General features: G+C 69.3%; 21 protein-coding genes. 12 read left to right on the top strand and 9 right to left on the bottom strand.

The annotated features are described in order from the left end of the window. Nucleotides 1-761, top strand: a 761-nt coding sequence (locus tag Q1W68_RS01370) for an ornithine cyclodeaminase (protein ID WP_300651234.1), incomplete at its 5' end; no start/stop codon positions are given. Between the two features lie 13 nt (nt 762-774). Here the strand turns inward: Q1W68_RS01370 and Q1W68_RS01365 are convergent. Continuing rightward, nucleotides 775-1,689: a LysR substrate-binding domain-containing protein gene (locus Q1W68_RS01365; protein ID WP_300651237.1), complete on the bottom strand. Its 915-nt coding sequence runs from the start codon at nt 1,687-1,689 to the stop codon at nt 775-777. A 79-nt stretch (nt 1,690-1,768) separates the two neighbouring features. On the opposite strand from Q1W68_RS01365, the gene Q1W68_RS01360 reads away from it, so the two are divergent. Further along, entirely contained in the window at nt 1,769-2,635 is an 867-nt protein-coding gene (locus tag Q1W68_RS01360; protein WP_300651239.1) for a class II aldolase/adducin family protein, read from the top strand. 22 nt (nt 2,636-2,657) lie between these two features. On the opposite strand, the gene Q1W68_RS01355 is transcribed toward Q1W68_RS01360, so the two are convergent. After that, nucleotides 2,658-3,209 carry a hypothetical protein gene (locus tag Q1W68_RS01355; RefSeq protein ID WP_300651241.1) on the bottom strand — a complete coding sequence of 184 codons (552 nt, stop codon included), beginning with the start codon at nt 3,207-3,209 and terminating at the stop codon, nt 2,658-2,660. Between the two features lie 200 nt (nt 3,210-3,409). On the opposite strand from Q1W68_RS01355, the gene Q1W68_RS01350 reads away from it, so the two are divergent. Continuing rightward, a complete protein-coding gene (locus tag Q1W68_RS01350; RefSeq protein ID WP_300715470.1) occupies nt 3,410-4,657 on the top strand; it encodes an MFS transporter in 1,248 nt (415 codons plus the stop codon). Here Q1W68_RS01350 and Q1W68_RS01345 read toward each other — a convergent pair. Beyond that, nucleotides 4,629-5,582: a LysR family transcriptional regulator gene (locus Q1W68_RS01345; RefSeq protein ID WP_300651247.1), complete on the bottom strand. Its 954-nt coding sequence runs from the start codon at nt 5,580-5,582 to the stop codon at nt 4,629-4,631. The genes Q1W68_RS01350 and Q1W68_RS01345 overlap by 29 nt on opposite strands. 84 nt (nt 5,583-5,666) lie before the next feature. Between Q1W68_RS01345 and Q1W68_RS01340 the strand changes: the two genes are divergently transcribed. Beyond that, complete coding sequence (locus Q1W68_RS01340) at nt 5,667-6,110, top strand: PACE efflux transporter (protein WP_300651250.1); 444 nt, start codon at nt 5,667-5,669, stop codon at nt 6,108-6,110. Nucleotides 6,111-6,120: 10 nt separating this feature from the next. On the opposite strand, the gene Q1W68_RS01335 is transcribed toward Q1W68_RS01340, so the two are convergent. Next, on the bottom strand, nt 6,121-7,551 hold the full coding sequence (locus Q1W68_RS01335) for a PLP-dependent aminotransferase family protein (RefSeq protein ID WP_300651286.1): 1,431 nt from the start codon (nt 7,549-7,551) through the stop codon (nt 6,121-6,123). An 82-nt stretch (nt 7,552-7,633) separates the two neighbouring features. Between Q1W68_RS01335 and Q1W68_RS01330 the strand changes: the two genes are divergently transcribed. After that, entirely contained in the window at nt 7,634-8,371 is a 738-nt protein-coding gene (locus tag Q1W68_RS01330; RefSeq protein ID WP_300651253.1) for a c-type cytochrome, read from the top strand. After that, a complete protein-coding gene (locus Q1W68_RS01325; protein WP_300651256.1) occupies nt 8,368-9,681 on the top strand; it encodes a c-type cytochrome in 1,314 nt (437 codons plus the stop codon). The genes Q1W68_RS01330 and Q1W68_RS01325 overlap by 4 nt, the downstream gene beginning before the upstream one ends. A 24-nt stretch (nt 9,682-9,705) precedes the next feature. Here Q1W68_RS01325 and Q1W68_RS01320 read toward each other — a convergent pair whose 3' ends face one another. The 4 genes from Q1W68_RS01320 to Q1W68_RS01305 are packed head-to-tail and all read right to left on the bottom strand — an operon-like array spanning nt 9,706 to nt 12,405. Further along, on the bottom strand, nt 9,706-10,692 hold the full coding sequence (locus tag Q1W68_RS01320; RefSeq protein ID WP_300651259.1) for a 3'-5' exonuclease: 987 nt from the start codon (nt 10,690-10,692) through the stop codon (nt 9,706-9,708). A gap of 50 nt (nt 10,693-10,742) precedes the next feature. Next, nucleotides 10,743-11,051 carry an HNH endonuclease signature motif containing protein gene (locus tag Q1W68_RS01315; protein WP_300651261.1) on the bottom strand — a complete coding sequence of 103 codons (309 nt, stop codon included), beginning with the start codon at nt 11,049-11,051 and terminating at the stop codon, nt 10,743-10,745. Between the two features lie 9 nt (nt 11,052-11,060). Then, entirely contained in the window at nt 11,061-11,324 is a 264-nt protein-coding gene (locus tag Q1W68_RS01310) for a hypothetical protein (RefSeq protein ID WP_300651264.1), read from the bottom strand. A 22-nt stretch (nt 11,325-11,346) separates the two neighbouring features. Next, nucleotides 11,347-12,405, bottom strand: coding sequence for a MerR family transcriptional regulator (locus tag Q1W68_RS01305; protein WP_300715469.1), 1,059 nt, complete (start codon nt 12,403-12,405; stop codon nt 11,347-11,349). A 101-nt stretch (nt 12,406-12,506) separates the two neighbouring features. Here Q1W68_RS01305 and Q1W68_RS01300 point away from each other — a divergent pair, with 101 nt between their 5' ends. Genes Q1W68_RS01300 through Q1W68_RS01290 form a run of 3 tightly spaced genes read left to right on the top strand, consistent with a single transcriptional unit; the run spans nt 12,507 to nt 15,718 of the window. Next, complete coding sequence (locus Q1W68_RS01300; protein WP_300651269.1) at nt 12,507-13,670, top strand: FAD-dependent oxidoreductase; 1,164 nt, start codon at nt 12,507-12,509, stop codon at nt 13,668-13,670. Further along, entirely contained in the window at nt 13,667-14,416 is a 750-nt protein-coding gene (gene ubiG / locus Q1W68_RS01295) for a bifunctional 2-polyprenyl-6-hydroxyphenol methylase/3-demethylubiquinol 3-O-methyltransferase UbiG (RefSeq protein WP_300651272.1), read from the top strand. Before Q1W68_RS01300 ends, ubiG begins: the two co-directional genes overlap by 4 nt. 33 nt (nt 14,417-14,449) lie before the next feature. After that, nucleotides 14,450-15,718, top strand: a complete 1,269-nt coding sequence (locus Q1W68_RS01290; RefSeq protein WP_300651274.1) for an FAD-binding domain-containing protein — start codon at nt 14,450-14,452, stop codon at nt 15,716-15,718. On the opposite strand, the gene Q1W68_RS01285 is transcribed toward Q1W68_RS01290, so the two are convergent. Beyond that, complete coding sequence (locus Q1W68_RS01285; protein WP_300651276.1) at nt 15,658-16,764, bottom strand: PQQ-dependent sugar dehydrogenase; 1,107 nt, start codon at nt 16,762-16,764, stop codon at nt 15,658-15,660. The genes Q1W68_RS01290 and Q1W68_RS01285 overlap by 61 nt on opposite strands. Nucleotides 16,765-16,775: 11 nt before the next feature. Here Q1W68_RS01285 and Q1W68_RS01280 point away from each other — a divergent pair, with 11 nt between their 5' ends. The 3 genes from Q1W68_RS01280 to Q1W68_RS01270 all read left to right on the top strand — a co-directional run bounded on the left by Q1W68_RS01280 (nt 16,776) and on the right by Q1W68_RS01270 (nt 19,758). Continuing rightward, the gene (locus tag Q1W68_RS01280) at nt 16,776-17,246 is read left to right on the top strand and encodes a hypothetical protein (RefSeq protein ID WP_300651278.1); all 471 of its coding nucleotides are present in this window, start codon (nt 16,776-16,778) and stop codon (nt 17,244-17,246) included. 78 nt (nt 17,247-17,324) lie between these two features. After that, the gene (locus tag Q1W68_RS01275; protein WP_300715468.1) at nt 17,325-18,659 is read left to right on the top strand and encodes an SAF domain-containing protein; all 1,335 of its coding nucleotides are present in this window, start codon (nt 17,325-17,327) and stop codon (nt 18,657-18,659) included. Between the two features lie 259 nt (nt 18,660-18,918). Beyond that, nucleotides 18,919-19,758 carry a hypothetical protein gene (locus Q1W68_RS01270; protein ID WP_300651283.1) on the top strand — a complete coding sequence of 280 codons (840 nt, stop codon included), beginning with the start codon at nt 18,919-18,921 and terminating at the stop codon, nt 19,756-19,758. The last annotated feature ends 13 nt before the right edge of the window (nt 19,759-19,771 follow it).

Here is a 19,771-nt window from a genome sequence, read left to right as displayed (position 1 = left end):
CCGGCACGCCGCTGCTGCTGTCCGAACTCACGCTCACCACCGCGCTGCGCACCGCCGCCACCTCGGCGCTGGCCGCACAAACGCTGGCCCGACCCGACAGCCGCGTGATGGCGCTCATCGGCAACGGCGCGCAGAGCGAGTTCCAGGCGCTGGCTTTCCAGCACCTGGTGGGCATCACCACGCTGCGCGTGTTCGACGTGGACCGCGCCGCCACCGCCAAACTGGTCTTGAACCTCGCGGGCAGCGGCCTGGAGATCGTGGTGTGCGAGAGCACCGCCGAGGCCGTGCGCGGCGCCGACATCGTCACCACCATCACGGCCGACAAGACCAACGCCACCATCGTCACGCCCCAGATGCTGGCACCGGGCATGCACATCAACGGCGTGGGCGGCGACTGCCCTGGCAAGACCGAGCTGCACGCCGAGGTGCTGCGACGTGCCAGCGTGTTCGTGGAATACACGCCGCAAACGCGCGTGGAAGGCGATATCCAGCAGCTGCCGGCCGACTTTGCGGTGACCGAGCTGCACGACGTGCTGGCCGGCCGCGCGCCAGGCCGTGTGAACGAAGAGCAGATCACGGTGTTTGACTCCGTGGGCTTCGCGCTGGAGGACTACTCGGCCCTGCGCTTCATGCACGCACTCGCCATCGCACAAGGCATGGGCACCACGGTCTCGCTGATCCCGGACCTGACGGACCCGAAGAATTTGTTTGCTGCGCTGCGTCCGCCGGTGGCCGCGGCTGCGCTGCGCCTGGTTGCCTGACCCTGCGCCCGGCTCAGGCCGTCTGCGCCCGCACCCAGTCCACAAACGCCACCACCGGCGCGCGCGCCCGGTCGGTGGTGCGCACGCTCAGAAAGTGCACCGGCCGCACGATCTTCTGCAGGCTGCGCTCGCCCAGCACCACCAGCTCGCCCCGCTCGATCTCGCGCGCCGCCAAACGCGTGCTCTCCAGCGCCACGCCCATGCCGTCAGCGGCGGCCGAGATGGCCATGGCGGCGCGGTCGAACGAGGGCCGGGGGCGTTGGGGCAAGGCCAGGCCGTTGAGCTCAAACCACTCGGCCCAGCCCACCGGGCTGAGCTGCGAGTCGATCAGCGTCAGGCGCTGGATGGCCCGGGACGCGGGCTCTTTGGCCACCAGCAGGCCGGGTGACACCAGGGGCGCGATGCGCTCGTCGCCGAGCGAGACCACGTCCAGCCCGGCTTTGTGGCGGGCGGCGCCGTAGGACAGCGCCACATCGATGTCGCGCACCACACCGAGGTCCACCGGGTCGGCGCCGGTGGTCAGGCGGATGTTGATCGCGGGGTGCCGCGCCACGAACGACGGCAGGTGCGGACCCAGCCACTTGAGCGCCAGGCTGGGTGCGCAGTGCACCGCCAGCACCTCGTCGTGCGTGGGCAGTTGCACCTCGGCGCAGGTGGCTTCCAGCGCATCGAACAGGCGGCCCAGGCTCTCGAACAGGCGCCGCCCTTCCTGCGTGGTCTGCACCTGGCGGTGGCGGCGCTCGAACAGCGCGCGGCCAAAGTGCCGCTCCAGGTCGCGGATCTGGTGGCTGATGGCCGAGGGGGTGAGGTGCAGCTCCTGGGCGGCGAGCGCAAAGCTCTGCAGGCGCGCGGCGGCCTCGAAGGTGCGCAAGCGGGCCAGCGGTGGAAGATTCCTCATGCAATGGGCTTTCAGATGAAACAGGCTCATGCTTCCATGAACATTCATCGTTTGTCAACGCGCGCGCCTGAGAGGACCATCACGGCTCATCACCACCCGAGGAGACACCATGTCCGCCGTGCTCGAAAAACTCTCAGCGTTGGGTCAGAAGGAATACCGCCACGACCCGCTGACCGACCCCAAGGTGTCGATCTACCAGCCCGACCAGCCTGGCCTGATCTACCCCGGCATCCCCACGTTCGACGACGTGGCGCAGGAGCGCCAGTACCTGAAGGAACGCCTGGCGGGTGCCTGCCGTGCGTTCGCGCGCCAGGGCTTCGACTACGGATTTGCGGGCCACCTGACCATCCGCGACCCGGAGCACCCGCACCTGTACTGGACCAACCCGATGGCGGTGCATTTCGCGCAGGTGAAGGTGTCCAACCTGATCCTGGTGGACCACCAGGGGCAGGTGGTGGAAGGCCGCCACGCGGTCAACCGCGCCGGCTTTGTGTTGCACGCTGCGGTGCACGAGGCGCACCCCGACATCGTCGCCATGTGCCACGCGCACACGGTCTACGGCACGGCGTTCGCCTCGCTGGGCCAGCCGCTGCTGCCGATCTCGCAGGACGCGGCCGCGTTCTTTGAAGACCACGTGGTCATCGGCGACGAAGCCGGCCAGGTGGCGGTGGAGGTGAAAGCCGGCCTGAAGGTGGCCGACTGGTTCAAGGGCGTGAAGGCGGCCATCCACCAGAACCACGGCCTGTTCACCGCGAGCCGCCACAGCATCGAGGCCGCGGCGTTCTGGTTCATCGCGCTGGAGCGTTGCTGCCAGCAGCAGCTGGCCGTGATGGCCAGCGGCGCCACCCCGCGCCTGGTGCCCGCCGAGCGCGCGCGCTACAGCCGCGAGCACGTGGGCAGCGAGTACATCGGCTGGCTGCACTTCCAGGCCATCTGGAACGACCTGGTGCGCAGCGAGCCCGACCTGTTCGACTGAATCAGGCCGGGCGGGTCAGCGATCAGCGTTGACCGTGGGCGGTCTTGGCGGCCTGGACACAAGCCGTCTTGGCGTCACCGGTCAGGGTGTCGCACTTCTCGGCGGCGGCCTTGTACTTGGCTTCGTTGACGTCTTCCTTGGCCTCGGCACGGTCTTCAACCGAGGCCTTCGGGCTTTTGGCGGCAGCGATGGCGGCCACGTGGGCCGCCTTGGCTTCCTTGTTGCACACGTCCTTGGCGTTGCCGCTCAGGTCGTCGCAGCGCTCCTTGGCCACTTCGTAAGCACCGTCGGCCTTGACGGTTTGCACCTTCATGGCATCGGCCGGCTTGCCGCTGGCGCTGAACTCGAGCTCGGCGCGTGCGTTTTTCTCGGCGGCTTCGGCTTCTTCTTTGCAGATGTCCTTGGCGTTGGCTTTCAGGCTGGCACAGGCGGCCTTGGCGGCCTTGTAATCCGCGCTGATGGTGGTCTTGGCGGCGGCGTATTCGGCCTTGGTGGGTGCGGCGGCTTGAGCGGCCAGCGGGCTCAGGAGCAAGGCGCTGATGAGCAAGGCGGTGCGGGTCAGGGTGGGTTTCATGGAAGGTCCTTTTCGGTGTTGACGGAAGTGGTGTGCGGCGGCGCCAAGCGCCGCTGTGGAGGACCACGCACCGAGCATCGACCAGCCTGCGCATGGGGTCTGTACGCTCACGAACGCAACGCTGCGATCGCCCGGGCGCCACGCGTGCGAAAAACGCGAGTGACATGGGCGCGGCATGAGCCGGCGTAGCATCTCCCGCCATGCCGCACACCCCCGCCGACCCCAGCCTGATCGACTCGCCCGTGGCCGTGCGCCGCCTGCTGACCACGCTGGCGCTGGTCACACTGGGCAACAGCGGCATGTACGTGGTGGCGGTGGTGCTGCCGGCGGTGCAGGCCGAGTTCGGCGTGGGCCGGGCCGATGCGTCCTTGCCCTACACGCTGATGATGATTTGCCTGGGCATCGGCGGCCTGTTCACCGGCAAGCTCGCGGATCGCCACGGCATCACGCCGGTGCTGCGCGTGGGCGCGGTGGCGGTGGCGGGCGGTTTCATCTGGGCGGCCAACTCGGGCAGCATCTGGACCTTTGGTCTGGCGCACGGGCTGCTGCTGGGCATGCTGGGCAGCTCGTCCACCTTCGCACCGCTGCTGGCCGACACCGCGCTGTGGTGGAACAAACGGCGCGGCATGGCGGTGGCCATCGCGGCCAGCGGCAACTACGTGGCCGGCACGGTGTGGCCGCCGCTGGTGCAGTGGGGCATCGAGACCATCGGCTGGCGCCAGACCTACGTGATCCTGGGCGCGGTGTGCGGCGTCGGCATTTTTCTGCTCGCCAACCTCATGCGCCAGCGCCCGCCGCTGGTGGTGACCGCACCCGTGAGCGCGGGCGAAGTGGCGCCCGACACCAACCGCCCGTTTGGCCTGCACCCCAACCACGCGATGGCCCTGCTGTGTGTGGCCGGTGTGGGCTGTTGTGTGGCCATGTCGATGCCGCAGGTCCACATCGTGGCCTATTGCACCGACCTGGGTTATGGCGCGGCACGCGGCGCCGAGATGCTGTCGCTGATGTTGTTCTGCGGCATTGCCAGCCGGCTCATCTCGGGCTGGATCTGCGACCGCATCGGCGGCATCCGAACACTGCTGCTGGGTTCGGCCCTGCAGTGCGTGGCGCTGCTGCTGTTCATCCCGTTCGACGGTCTGGTCTCGCTGTACCTGATTGCCGCGCTGTTCGGCCTGTTCCAGGGCGGCATCGTGCCGTCCTACGCCATCATCGTGCGCGAGTACTTCGCGCCAAAGGAAGCGGGTGCGCGGGTGGGTGCGGTGATCATGGCCACGCTGGTGGGCATGGCGCTGGGTGGCTGGATGTCGGGCTGGGTGTACGACCTGACCGGCAGCTACGACGCGGCCTTCCTCAACGGCATCGCCTTCAACCTGCTCAACATGAGCATCGCGCTGTGGCTTTACTTCCGGGTGCGGCGCATCACCCGCGCGCCGCTGGCCGGCGCCTGACCACGGCGGTCTTGCCTGGCGGCTCGCCCTGCCGCCGAACGCCGTCCAGCAACGCCAGGAAGCGGCGCGCCGCCACCCCCAGCGGGCGCGCTTTGGGCCAGACCGCGTCGACCCACAGCGGCATGACGTTGCTGAAGTTCTCCAGCGGAATCTCCACCAGCAGTCCCGCGGCCAGGGGCGAGCGCACAAAACCCTGCGGCAACCACGCCCAGCCCAGGCCGGCGATCACCAGGCCCATGGCGGCCACCGGCGTGTCGGTGCGCCACTGGTGGCGCGACATCACGGTGCGCTCGTCCGCGTCCACCGAGTGCCGCCCGGCCACCACGATCTGCCGCTGCACGGCCAGATCGTCCTCGCGCACGCCGCGCGAGGCCTGGCGTCCGCGCAGCATCGGATGGGTGGGCGCCACCACCGCCACCAGGATCTCGCGGCCGACCTCCTGAAAGCCCTCGCGCGCATCCAGACTGGCGCGCTCGAACACCAGTGCCACGTGGGCGCGCCCGCTGTGCAACATGCCCAGGGCATCGGTCTGCGGTGCCGCCAGCACCTCCACCTCCAGCAGCGGGTGTTCGGCCGAGAGCTGCACCAGGGCGGCGCTCCACGGCGTGGCCGCCAGCAACTCCGGCGCCACCGCGATGGTCAGGCAGGGCTCCAGACCCTGGGTGAGCGACAGGGCATGTGTGTCCAGCTTGAGCAATTGCTCCGCCAGCAGCCGGGCCTGCGGGACCAGGGCCAGCGCTTGCGGCGTGGGCCTGGGCTCGCGGCCACTGCGGTCAAACAGCACCAGGTTCAGGTCCGCCTCCAGGTGGGCAATGGCCATGCTGACCGCGGACGGCACCTTGCCCAACGAGCGGGCAGCGGCTGAAAAGGAGCCGTGATCCAGCACCGCCAGAAACACCTTGAGGGATTCGAAGTCGAAGTTCATCTGTCAGTCAATCTGATAGAAGCTGACTTCTAGTATCAGTGATGTCGACATACAGTGGGGCCTTCGAAACCACGGAGAAGTGTTGTGCAGGGAATCTGGAGACGCGTTGTGTACATCGGCCTGTACGAGGCGGTGGCCATCGCGCTGGCGGGCTGGGGCTTGATGGTGATGTCGGGCAAATCCCCGTTCGACAGCGGAACGCTGGCCATCGCCACCTCGGTGGTGGCGGTCGTGTGGAACCTCGTGTTCAACACGTATTTCGAGCGTTGGGAAGCGCGTCAGGGGACCACCGGGCGCAGCGTGAAACGGCGCGTGCTGCACGCGGTGTGCTTCGAGATCGGGCTGGTGGCCATGCTGGTGCCGCTGATCGCCTGGTGGTTTGGTGTGAGCCTGTGGCAAGCGCTGGTGATGGACATGGCGCTGGTGATCTTCTTCCTCGTCTACACCTTCGTCTTCAACTGGGCATTCGACGCGGTGTTCGGCCTGCCCGTCGCGGCCAGCCAGGGAGTGGCGATGCGGGCGCCCTGAGGCACCGCACTCAGTGAGCCGAGCGCGCCATCTCGGTGGCCAACGCGCCCAACGTGCGCAGGGCCCCGTCCACGCGGTCGTCGCCGGGGTGCCCGACGTTGAGGCGCAGGTGGTGGGTGAAGCGCCGGTCGGCCGAAAACAGCGCGCCGGGTGCGGTGCTGATGGACTGGGCGCGGGCGCGGTCGTGCAGCGCGAGGGCATCGACCGCGGGCGGCAGTTCGAGCCAGATGAAATAGCCGCCCTCGGGACGGGTGGTGCGGGTGCCGGGCGGAAAGTGCCGCTCGATCAGCCGCAGCGCGTGCTTGCGCTGCGCCGAAAGCGACTCGCGCAGGCGGCGAAGGTGGCGGTCGTAGCCCCCCTGGGCGAGGTAGTCGGCGAGCGCGAGCTGGGTCGGCAGGGCCGTGGCCAGCGAGGTCGTCATTTTCAACCGCTCGACCTGCGGCGCGTAGCGCCCGGCGGCCGCCCAGCCAACCCGGTAGCCCGGCGCCAGGCACTTGGAAAACGACGAGCAGTGCAACACCCCGCCCTGCTGGTCGAACGCCTTGGCCGGCGGCGGGCGCCGCGCGCCCGCATACAACTCGCCGTACACGTCGTCCTCGATCAGCGGCACGCGGTGGCGCGCGAGCAGCGCCACCAGCGCTTGCTTGCGGGCCGGCGACATCAAGGCGCCCAGCGGGTTCTGGAAGCTGGGCATGAACCAGCAGGCGGCCACGGTCTGGCGGTCCAGCAGCACGCTCAGGGCTTCCAGGTCCACGCCGTCGCGCGGGTCGGTGGCGACCTCCACAGCCTTGAGGTGCAGGCGCTCCAGCGCCTGCAGCGCCGCATAAAACGTGGGCGACTCGACCACCACCACATCCCCTGGCCGGGTGACCGCCTGCAGACACAGGTTGAGCGCCTCCATCGCGCCGTTGGTGATGATGAGCTCGTTGTCGGCCAGCGGCATGCCCTGCAAGGCCTGGCGCCGGCGCAAGGCCTGCCTCAAGCCTTCGTCGCCTGCGGTCAGCGCGCCGGTGATCTGGCCAGGTTTGAGGGCGCGCATGGCGCGCGCGCCGCTGCGGGCCAGTTCGTCAAACGGAAACAGGTGCGAGGCGGGGAAGGCCGAGCCCAGCGGCACCACATCGGCGTCGCGCGTGGAACCCAACAGGTCGAACACCAGCTCGCTGATGGCCACGGGCGTGGCCTCGCCGCGCGGCGCGGCCACCTGCGGGCCGGCCCGCACGGCGCGGCGGGTGGACCGCACATAAAAACCGGAGCGCGCCCGCGCCTCGACCAGCCCCTCGGCTTCCAGCTGGCCGTAAGCCTGGAACACGGTGGACGGGCTCATGCCGCGCTGCCGGCAGGTTTCGCGCACCGATGGCAGGCGCTCACCCGGGCGCAGCAGGCCACCGAGAATGGCGGTGGCCAGTTCGTCGGCGAGCTGCTCGTACCGGATCACACGCAACGTGTCCACCACAATCTGATCCGATCTTTTTTCAATTAATCTGAATCTTGCACATCAGATGATTCACGGCGAGGATAGCCCGATGCTCCCACCTACACGCCTCGCGGCCCTGTTGCTCACCACCCACATCGCGTGGGCCGGTGCTCAACCCCTCCCCCGATTTGAAGACTCCCTGGCCCAGCGCATGCAGGCCTGTGTGAACTGCCACGGCCAGCAGGGGCGCGCCGGCCCCGACGGCTACTACCCGCGCATTGCCGGCAAACCCGCGGGCTACCTCTACAACCAGCTCAAGCACTTCCAGACCGGCCAGCGCAAGCACGCGCTGATGGCGCGCATGGTCGACCCCTTGAGCGATGGGTATCTGTGGGAGATCGCGCAACACTTCGCGGCGCTCGAGCTGCCCCACGCCGCGGCCCTGCCCGCGCGCGCGCCGGCCGCCGTGTTGCAACGCGGCGAGCAGCTGGCGTTGCGCGGCGACGCCTCGCAGCAGGTGCCCGCCTGCACCGCCTGCCACGGTGCCGCCCTCACCGGAGCGCAGCCCGCCACGCCCGGCCTGCTGGGCTTGCCGCCCGACTACATCAACGCCCAGCTCGGTGCCTGGCACAACGGCACCCGCCAGGCCCGAACGCCCGATTGCATGGCCACCCTCGCGCGCCGATTGCCGGCAGCCGACGTGGCCGCCGTGAGCGCCTGGCTGGCCGCGCAACCCGTGCCACCCAACGCCGCACCGGTCGCCGCCACCGGCACGCGCGTGCCCATGGAGTGCGGCAGCTTTGCCGCACCGGTGACGCCGGCGGCGGCCAAGGCGGTGCAGCCATGAGCGCGCGTTCGCTGCTGCGCCGTCCCGTCGCGGTCGCTGCGCTGACGCTGACGGCCCTGCTGTTGTGCGCGGCCACCTGGCTGCTGTGGCCGGCCCGGCCGGTGGCCGTGGCGCCCTCGAACACCGCCACGTCAGAGGCCGACAGCGCCACCATCGAACACGGCCGCTACCTGGCCGTGCTGGGCAACTGCATGGGCTGCCACACCGCGCGCGGCGGTGCGGCATTCGCCGGCGGGCGCGGCATCGCCACCCCGTTCGGCACGGTCTACAGCAGCAACCTCACGTTTGACGCCACCGGCCTCAAAAACTGGAGCGCCGACGATTTCTGGCGCGCCCTGCACCACGGCCAGTCACGCGACGGACGCCTGCTGAATCCGGCCTTTCCGTACACCAACACCACCCACGTCGCGCGCGCCGACAGCGACGCGCTGTTCGCCTACCTGCGCAGCCTGGCGCCGGTGGCGGCGGTCGCACCGCCCAACGACCTCGGCCAGTACCTGGGCTCACAGGCGGCGCTCAAGGTGTGGCGCACGCTGTACTTCAAACCGGCCGAGGTCTTGACCGTGGCACCGACGGACGGGCCGCTGCGCGGCGCCTACCTCGTCAACGGCCTGGCGCATTGCAGCGCCTGCCACGTGCCGCGCAACGCCCTGGGCGGCAGCAGCGACATGCTGTCGCTGGCCGGCGGGTTGATGGCCGCACAAGGCTGGTACGCACCGTCGCTGCTCGACCCGGCCGAAGGCGGTGTGCAGGCACGCGAGGTGGCCGAGATCGTGGCGTTGCTGCAAGACGGGCGCAGCGGCTCGCACATCGTCACCGGCCCCATGGCCGAGGTGGTCCAGCACAGCACGCAGCACTGGCGGCCGGCGGACCTGCAGGCCACGGCCGAGCACCTCAAGGCGCTCCCGGTGAGCAGCCGCGTCGGGGCGCCGCCCGGGGACGCGCGCCCGGCGCAGGCCCTGGCGCAGGGGGGACGCATCTACGACCAGCAGTGCGCCCAGTGCCACGGCGCGCAAGGGGAAGGCGTGCGCGGCAACGACGGCCAGTGGGCCTACCCACCGCTGGCGGGCAACAGCACGGTCTTGCATCGCGTGCCGGCCAACCTGGTGCAGGCGGTGCTCTTCGGTGGTTTCGGCCCGAGCACGGCGGGACACCCGCGCCCTTTCGGGATGCCGCCTTATGTGCTCGACCTGAGCGAACAGGACATCGCCGACGTGTCCACCTACGTGCGCGCCGCCTGGGGCAACGACGCACCGCCGGTCTCGGCGCTCGACGTGCAGCAGCTCAGGGCGTCTGCCGTTCGCCACTAGCCCGCCTGGGCAGGCTAGTGGCGCTCAGAGCGCGCGCTGCGAGACGCCGCCGGGGCGGGCCGAGTAGCGCACCCGACTGTCCAGCGCCTCGATGTCCACCCGGGCGCTGCGCCGCCCGTACACCTCGGTCTTGAGCCAGTCGAGCTCGGCCTCCAGGCGGTCGGTGTCGGCCACGGTGCAGAACCAGACCTTGGCGTCCGCGTCCCACCGGTAGCCCCGGGCCTTGAGCGGGTCCTTGGACTCGAAGGGCGAACCGGTGGCGCGCAGTTTGTAGCTCGGGCGAGAGGCCGCGGTGATCAGCTGTGCGAGGCCCGTGGTGTCACCGCCGCCCACCGGCCTGGCCAACACCTGCAGCAAGGCATGGCAGTCCACCCGCGCGCGGTGCGCGTCGTAAAACCAGCCCTGGTCCTGCGCCAGCGAACTCAACTTGGCCGAGCCCGCGCCGGCGGCCTTCCAGTCGATGTCGGCGAACGAGCAGGCCCAGGCCTTGGCGGCGAAACCGGGAAACCGCGCTTCCACGAAGGGGCGGTCGAAGCCGGCGTTGTGCGCCACGATCAGGTCGGCCCGGTCCACCATGGCCTGGACCTGCGCATCGTCCAGCCGCTGCCCGGCGACCATCTCGTCGCGGATGCCGGTGACGGCCTGCGCCACGGGCGGTATGGGCATGCCGGGGTCTTCAAAACCTTCAAACACCTCGACCGGCCCCAGCGGCAGACCGGTGGCCGGGTCCACCTGCACCAGCAGCATGGCCAGCTCGATGATCTTGTCGGTCTGGTGGGACAGGCCGGTGGTCTCCGTGTCCAGCACCAGCACGCGCAACGCTGGTGATGCCGTGGGTGGGGGACCGAAATCGGTGACGGGCACCAGGCGGCGCAGGACGCGGAAGTCGGCGTCTTGCTCCAGGCGCTGCGCCATGGCCTCCAGGCTGAGGGGACTGGCTGCCGGAGCGGGCGTGGCGCGCGGGGGCTCTGGTGGAGCGGGCGCGTCGAATTCGAAGCTGGATTGGGTCATCGTGCGAGCCTACCCGCTCGGTGAGGACCTGGAGAGGCGGTGCGCCGCCTTCAGCGTTTTTTCATGCGCGCGCTTTTGCGGGTGCTGACAAAAAAATCGTCGGGCTTGGTCCTGACCCAGGCGACGAAGGTCTGCAGCTCCGGGTGCGCGAGCAGGGCGTCCACCGTGGCGTAGTGGCGGGCCAGCTCGGTCTCGGTGAGCACCGCGTGGATCTGCCGGTGGCACACGCGGTGCAGGTAGGTGGTGCTGCGGCCTCCCTTGCTTTTGGGCACCAGGTGGTGGGCATCGCGTTGCGCGGGCGGAATCGGTCGCCCGCACAGCGGACAGACCACGGCAACCGGGTTGGGCGTGTTCGGCACCCGGCCACCTCAAGGCGAGGTGTCGGCCGCGCCCCAGGGCTCGCCGTGCCCGCCCGATTCGGCCGGTTCGGTGCGGTCCAGCGTCAGCCGGTGGGTGAGGCTGTTGCGGATGAACTGTTTTTCGTAGTGGCGGTTGCGCCGGTTTTTCTTCGCGGACGCGCGCTGCCCCGAACGTTTGTCCACCACGATCTCGTCCAGGTGGCTCAGGTCGCTCAGGTCTTCAATGGCGTTGAGGGAATTGCGCTGTGGCATGGTGGGTTGGGAGGTGAACATCGGTCGGTGGGCTGCGGCGCGTTCAAGGCAAGGCCAGTCCTTCGGCGGTGGCCACGCGCTCCAGCGCGGCCTCGAACAAGATGCGGGCAGACCCCGCCACGCGGTGGAGGTAGGCGTGCAGCTCGGCGTCGGCCGGACTGCGGCTCGCACAGCCCGCGCTGTAACGCTCGAAGCTGGCGATCTGCATGAGCAGTTCGGCCACGTGGCTGGGGCATTCGCACGCCAGACCGGAGGACAGGCCAGCGAATTCGGTGAGGGCGGCGTCGTCGAAACGCCGCGTGGGTGCCGGGCCAGCGCCGGCATCGGGCGCCGCCAGCGACCACGGGTTGGCGCCCGGCGGGCGGCGTTCGGGCGGCTGCTGGTGGTCTTCACCGGCAGCCAACGGCGCCAGCGACGACAACCAGGCCACCAGGGCCGCGTCGTCCGCGGGTTCATGCACCACGCTGGCACCGGCGTTCATCAGCGCATCGCGCGCCGTGGCGCCCGCGAAGCGGTAGGCCACCGCCACGTGGCGGGCGCGCCAGGCGGCTTGCGCGGCCTGCAGCCCGGGCCAGGCGCCGGCCTGCAGACCCGGGGCCTGCCACACCAGCAGATCGACCGGCGGGCTGTTTTGTCCAGCGATGGACTGGGTGGCCTCGGCCAGCGAATCGAACACCGCCACCAGCACCGGGGCCACGCTCCAGCGCCCGAGCGCGGCAGAGCGCTCCAGCCGCCGGCCCATCGCCCGCCCGACCACGACGATGCGCAGGGCCGTTGTGCGGGCCTGCGCATCCGGCCGGGCGGCCAGGTGGGCACGGGAGAGTTCGCGCAGCTGCTCGGCGCTCAGCGCTGCCAGGGTGCCGATGGCGTGTCCGTGGCCGGTGAGTTGGCGCAACAGCACCACCCGCTCCACGTCGTCTGCCGAGTACTGCCGGTGACCGGTGGCGGCCGTGGTCGGGGCCACGGCCTGGTAGCGCTGCTCCCAGATGCGCAAGGTCGACACCGGCATGCCCGCCATGCGCGCCACGGCGCTGCTGCGGAACGTGGGCGGCGGTGCGGCGGGCGACGCGGTGGGCGGTGACGGGGGCGTGCGAAGGGTCATGGTCGCGATTTGAGTTGTCTTTGAGTCGCATTGTCGTTTGTTTTTCCCGCAAGAAACACGCATGAGTTCAAGGTGAATGGATATTGACCTAGGATGCAGTCATGAAAAACCCAACTCACCGCACCGAACCCTTGGTGGTCCACCGCGGTGCACCGCGCGTGGCCGTGATCGGCGCCGGCATCAGCGGCCTGTCGTGCGCACGCGAACTGGCGGTGCGGGGTTACGACCCGGTGGTGTTCGAAGCCAGCGAACGCACGGGGGGCCGGTGCAGTTCGCTCGCCACCCGCGTGGGCTGCTTCGACGACGGCGCCCAGGTGATCACCGGCACCACGCGGCTGGCGGCCTACACAGCCCCGCAGCCGGGCCGCCTGGCGGCCAGTCACGTCTGGTCCATGCCGACCGCACCGGTGGACGTGGAGCGTTTTTCGAGGGCGGGCGTGCACGACGAGGACGACACCGACGATCCCGCCCTGGCACTGATCGGGACGGTCGGTGTGCCCTCGATGCGGGCGATGGCCGACACCATCGCCAAACCGTTGCAGGTGCGGCTGAACACGCCGATCCATCGCGCCCAGCGGCGCCACACGAACTGGGTGCTGACAGGTGCGTCGGGCGACATCGACGAGGACTTTCAGGCCCTGGTGCTGGCGGTACCCGCCCCGCGGGCCTTGCCGCTGGCGAAAGCCTCACCCGGTCTGAGCCAATCGCTGCGTGGCGTTCACTACGGCCACCGGTGGGTGTTGCTGCTGGGCACCGAGCGCCCGGTGCACTTGCCGAGCTACCGGACATTCGAGAGCGGCCCGATCGAGCGGATCGCCGCCATGCACAGCAAACCGGGGCGCGCCTCGACCGTACCGCAGCGCTGGTTCGTGGAAGCCAGCGAGCGCTGGTCGATGGACCACGCCGCCGCCGACGCAGAAACCGTGGCCGACCTGCTGCTGGCCAACTTTCAAGCCCACGCCGGACGGCCCGTGGCGCCCTGTTTTCTGTTGGCCCACCACTGGGCACACGCTTTTTCCGATGCACCAGAACCACAGGCCGAAACGCTCAGGTACTGGTGGGACGACGCTTTGCTGATCGGCGTGTGTGGGGACAGCGTGGTGCCGAGCCGGGTGGACCAGGTGCACCGCAGCGGCGCGCTGCTGGCGGCGCGCCTGGCCGAAAGCCTGGTGGCACGCCGCTGGCGCAGTGCCTCCGTGGCGGCGCCTGCGGCGAAGACCGCAACTCACTCACGCACCCGCTCCATCCTGCTGGGAACCGCATGACCGCCATCACATCGGAAATCGAACGCTTCAACCGCCTGAGCGCCACCTGGTGGAACAGCCAGGGGCCGATGCGGCCGCTGCACGTCGTCAACGCCCTGCGACTGGGGCATGTGGTCGACCAGATCGCGCAACACCGGGGCAGGCCCGCGGCCGACGCGCTCAAGGGCCTGCGCATGCTGGACGTGGGCTGTGGCGGCGGCCTGCTGTCCGAGCCCCTGGCCCGGCTGGGCGCGCAGGTGGTGGGCGTCGACGCCTCGCCCGGCAACGTGGCGGCGGCGCGCCTGCATGCCCAGTCCGAGGGCGTGGCGGTGGACTACCGGCTGGGCGAGCCCGCCCAGGTGCTGGCGCCGGGCGAGCAATTCGATGTGGTGCTGGCGCTGGAGGTGGTCGAACACGTCAGTGACGTGCCCGACTTTCTCGACACCGTGGCCCGGCGTGTGGCCCCCGGCGGCTTGCTGATCGCCTCCACCATCGACCGCACCTGGAAGAGCTTTGCGTTCGCCATCGTCGGCGCCGAATACGTGCTGCGGGTCCTGCCCCGGGGCACCCACCAGTGGAGCCGTTTTGTGCGACCCACCGAGCTGGCCGCTTCGGTGGCCCGCGCCGGCCTGCAGCAGCGCGATCTGCGGGGCATGCGGTACCTGCCGCTGCTGCACCGCGCATCGTGGTGCCGGGACACCCGGGTCAACTACATCGCCACCTATGCCCACGCGCCCGCCACGGGTGTCGCAGCCAGGGCCACCTGAAGCGCATTCGCGCAGCATCCCAGAGACCGCCCCATGAAAACCCTCGACCTGTTTCCACCCACCCGCGCAGCCGCGCTGGGACGCATCGCCGCGGTGCGGCCGTCCGACTACGCGCGCAGCCGCAACGCCATCGACGGTGCCGTGACGCAACTCTCGCCGTACATCACACACGGCTTGGTCAGCCTGCCCGAGGTGCTGGCCGGCGTGGGCACGCGGCACCGGCTGGACGTGCAGCACAAGTTCGTGTTCGAACTGGGCTGGCGCGAGTACTTCCGCCACGTGTGGCACCACCTCGGCCCGGACATCCTGGACTCGCTGCACCACGGCCTGCTCCCCGAACACGGCTACGCCACCGAGGTACCGGCCGACATCCGGCAGGCGCGCACCGGTGTGCCGGTGATCGACATGGCCGTGCGCACGCTCTACGCCACCGGCTACCTGCACAACCACGCCCGCATGTGGCTGGCCAGCTACGTGGTGCACCTGCGCAAGGTGCACTGGCGCGCCGGTGCGGACTGGCTGGTGTCTCATCTGCTGGACGGCGACCTCGCCAGCAACCACCTGAGCTGGCAATGGGTGGCCGGTACCGGCAGCAGCAAACCGTACCTGTTCAACGCCGACAACGTCGCCCGGTACGCCCCCCAGGCCTGGCACAGCGCGGGGAGTGTGATCGACTGTTCCTACGAAGCATTGGACGCCATGGCCCGCAGCGGCCGGCCCGTGAAAACCACGCCCCACGGCGACGGGGTGGAGGAACCGGCGGTGTGGTCGGTGCCCCAGGGTGTGGCATCGGCGGCACCCCTGGCGGCCGATGTGGCCGGGCGCGATGTCTGGCTGGTGCACCCCTGGGCCCTGGGTGAACCGCCAGCCGACCTGCCCGCCGGCTGCGTTCGCGTGGGGCTGCGGCTGGCCGAGCACCACCACACCTGGCCCTGGAGCGCAGCGCGCTGGGCCTTCGTGAGCGCGCGCATGGCCGAGCTCACGCCGGTGCGCTGGCACGCCGACCGCCAGTCGCTCACCCAGGCGCTGGCGGGTGCACGCTCGGTGCAGACGCTGGCCGACCCCCACGTCAGCGCCCTCCTGCCATCCCGGGTGGTGCAGCGCCAGGCGCCCCAGCTGTTCTCCGAGGTCCGTGTGCATTGCACCTCGTTCTCCGCCTGGTGGAACCGCACCACGCGCGGCGCATCCACACTGAACGACCTGCCCGGACTGGCGGCCTGGACGGCCCGCCACGCGCTGGGTCAGGAGGGCGACGGCACCACCCGCAGCACGCGGCCGTTGGGGCTGTCGGTCAGCAGGTAGATCGCGCCGTCGGGCCCGGCGCGCACGTCGCGGATGCGCTCGCCCAGTTCCTGGAACAACACCTCCTGCGGCCCGGGCGCGCCGCCGGTCAGGGGAACGCGGCGCACGCTGCGCTCCTTGAGCGTTGCCACGAACAGGCTGCCGTGCCACGCCGGGAACAGCGCACCGCCGTACCAGGCCAGGCCCGCCGGCGCGATCGACGGCGTCCACTCCAGCAGCGGCGGCTCGATGCCGGGCAAAGCGCGGAAGGGCGTGACACGCGCGTAGGTGTAGTCGATGCCCCCCGTGGTCATGGGCCAGCCGAAGTTGGCACCGGGCCGCAAGCGGTTGAGTTCGTCCCCGCCGCGCGCGCCATGCTCGTGGGCAAACGGCACCCCCTCCACCACCACCAGCCCTTGCGGGTTGCGGTGGCCGAGCGTGTAGACCTCGGGTCGGGCTTGCGGGCGCTGCAGGAACGGGTTATCGCCAGGCACACCGCCGTCGGGCCAGATGCGCATCACCTTGCCCAGGTGGGTGTGCAGGCGCTGCGCATCGGTGCGGTCGAGGTTGCCGTCGCCCATGCCGAACAACAGGCTGCCATCGGCCAGCCAGGCCATGCGGCCGCCAAAATGCTGCGTCTCTTGCTTGGCCGGCTGAGAGGTGAAGACCGGCTGCACCGCCTGCAAACGGCGGCCATCGAAGCGCGCGCTCACCACACGCAGGTGATTGGCCTCGGGCTGGCCATGGGCAAAGGACAACATCACCCGACCATTGACCGCGAAGGCCGGGTCCACCGCCACGTCGAACAAGCCGGCCTGCCCGCGCGCCAGCACCGCGGGCACGCCCGCCACCGGCTCGGGGCGCAACAGGGGGCGGCCATCGGGTCCGGGCTCGATCAGGCGCAGGCGGCCCGGTCGCTCGGTCACCAGCATGCGGCCCCCAGGCAGGAACGCCAGCGACCAGGGATGCTCCAGCCCGCTGGCCACGGTCTCGACCCGGTAGCCAGGGGCCTGGGCCGACGCCGCCACAGCCAGCGCGCCCACGGTGAATGCCAACACGTATTTCATAATGGACGATTATGAATTCCAGCACCCCGAGCACCGCCCCCGAACCGCGCTGGACGCGCCATCTGGTGCCGCTGCTGCTGGCCTGGCTGCTGGCAGCGGCCTGGGGCTCGGTGGCGCAGACGCACTGGAACCTGCAAGCCCTGGCGGACCTTGGCGTGGACCTGCCCGCCACGGTGAGAGCCCGCACCACCTGGCAGGACCTCGTCGGGTTCGCGCCCGTGTACGCCGGCATCCTGGCCGCCGGCTGGCTGCCCGCGCTGACACTGGCCGCCCTGCTGGCTCGCCGCTGGCCGGCCTGGCGCAACGGGCTGCTGGCCGCGGCCGCCGGCGCGGGCATGGTGGCGGCGGTGCGCACGGTGGATGCGGTGGCGCCCATGCCGGTGTTCATCGACGCCACGCGCCACCTGCCCGGCCTGCTGGCCATGGCCACCGGCGCGGTGCTCGCCGGCCTGCTCTATGCCCGGCTCACAGCAAGAAACTGACCTTCGCTGCCGGCACGGCAGCCGGGTGCACCGCGGTATCTTGTTGAGCCCATTCGACACCCCCACAACGAGGCCCACATGAATCTGTTTTCGAAGCTTCAGCAACGCGCCACCCAGGGCAAGCCCCTGCGCGTCGGCATGATCGGCGCTGGCAAGTTCGGCTCCATGTACCTGTCGCAGGTGCCGCGCACGCCGGGCATCCACCTGGTCGGCATCGCCGATCTGTCGCCCGCCCGGGCCAGGGCCGCACTCAAGCATGTCGGCTGGCGGGAAGAGGCTTACAACGCGGCGTCCCTGGAGCAAGCGGCCCAGCGGGGCAACACCGCCGTCATCGACGACAACATGGCTTTGATCGAGTCGCCCTTTGTGGACATCATCATCGACTCCACAGGCAACCCGGCCGTGGGCATTGCCCATGTGCTGGCTTGTTGCGCGTTCAAGAAACACATCGTGATGGTGAACGTGGAGGCCGATGCGCTGGCGGGCCCCCTCTTGAAGCGCAAGGCCGACGAAGCCGGCATCGTGTACTCGCTGGCCTACGGCGACCAGCCGGCGCTCATTTGCGAAATGGTCGACTGGGCGCGGGCCGCGGGTTTCTCGGTGGTGGCAGCGGGCAAGGGCACCAAATACCTGCCCACGTACCACGAGAGCACGCCCGACACCGTGTGGAACCACTACGGTCTGAGCGCCGAGGACGCGGCCCAAGGCGGCATGAACCCGCAGATGTTCAACAGCTTCCTGGACGGGACCAAGAGCGCCATCGAGATGGCCGCGGTGGCCAACGCCACCGGGCTGAGTGCCCCCAGCGGTTTGAAATTCCCGGCCGTGGGCGTGGACGATCTGGCGCGCATCCTCAAGCCGCGCGAGCACGGCGGCATCCTCGACCAGCGCGGCCAGGTGGAGGTGATCACCAGTGTGGAGCGCGACACCCGCCCGGTGTTTCGCGACCTGCGGTGGGGCGTGTACGTGACCTTCGCGGCCGACAGCGACTACGTGGCGCGTTGCTTCAAGGAATACGGCCTGATCACCGACCCCAGCGGGCAGTACTCGAGCATGTACAAGCCGTTCCACCTGATCGGTCTGGAGCTGGGGATCACCGTGGCGTCCATTGGCCTGCGCGGGGAGGCCACCGGCGCGCCCGTGTGCTGGCACGGCGACGTGGTGGCCACGGCCAAACGCGATCTGAAGGCGGGCGAAATGCTCGACGGCGAAGGCGGCTACACCGTGTACGGCAAGCTGCTGCCCGCACAGGAATCGCTCGCCCTGGGCGGCTTGCCCCTGGGACTGGCGCACGGCGTGAAGCTGCTCAAGTCCGTGAAGGCGGGCCAACCCGTGAGCTGGAACGATGTGGCGTTTGATGCCAACGCCACGGCGGTGAAGTTTCGCCGTGAGATGGAAAAAACATTCGCGTGATGCCCCCGGCCCAGGGGTTCGCGTGCGGACGCGACGGTGTGCACCGCGTCGCGGTATGAAGGCACTCGCTCGGCGCGAGACCTGGTGCGGCTGGCGGGGATCTTCGGAGACAACACACAGTTGTAAATATTGATTACATATAAAACTTTAGCAAAAGTCATAAAGATACTAAAATCCGGTCGATTCTCGAGCAAAACAACGCCCCCACAAGGTCCAACAGCGCTGACTGGCACTCCAGTCGCCGCCCATAGAAGATCACGTGCATCGCGACGACAACCCCCTTTTGGGCGCAGGAAACCGGCGTTCCCCGCACCTCGTGCGCTTTTTCACATGGGCCGAAAGTCGAGGGGTTTTGACCATTGGCCGTCGCATCGAGGCCATCACTTGGGCGGACGAAGAGCCGCTGTTGCTCTCGGGCATACTGGCTTTTCTTTCACATGGCGAAGTGGCAGACGTTCTCGAAGCGTGGGTCGAGAACACCAACAACCCTTTCGTGCGGGATTTACGCCGACTGTCTCAAGCCCTGACCGTCAGCTTCCCCACCATTCCGACCCCCTCCCCGACGCAGCCTATTCAGCAGCGTCTGCACGGACGCCTCGAAGACGGATATGTGGGGGCCATGTTTGCGGCCCGGCAGGCACCCGATTTGGACGAAGGACGCCAAGACGGACTCAACTGCCTTCGCCTATGGGTGCTGATCAAGGCGCTCGATTACGCGCGAGACGGTCACGTCTCGGAAGGAAATCTTTACAACGCGTGTACCTACATCCGAGGTGCGCTCGAGGCGCATTCGCCGAATCGTCGACTGTGGCTTTGCGAACTGTCAACGCCCAACACGCACTTCCACAGATTCGAGGATTCCTTGGTGGTGGCGTGCAAGTTTCGCCCGCAGGACGATGATGCGCGCCAAAACGAGACCCGCCGGGCCATCTTGAATCTGGCTGAGGGCAACAAGCGCAAGCACACGTTTGATCCAGGAACGTCACAGAAACGCATCGCTGTCCTGGATCCACAGCTCTGGCATGAAGCAGGCACCTCGTCCATTGAAGAGCACCCGGCTGTTGGCGCCGATGGAATATTGACCAGCTGTGCCGATTGAATTTTGACCAGGG

The organism is Hydrogenophaga sp., from assembly GCF_030158645.1.
Classification (GTDB): Bacteria; Pseudomonadota; Gammaproteobacteria; order Burkholderiales; family Burkholderiaceae_C; genus Hydrogenophaga.
The sequence above is the reverse complement of the archived record's forward strand: the minus strand, read 5'-3'. Positions and strand labels throughout refer to the sequence as shown.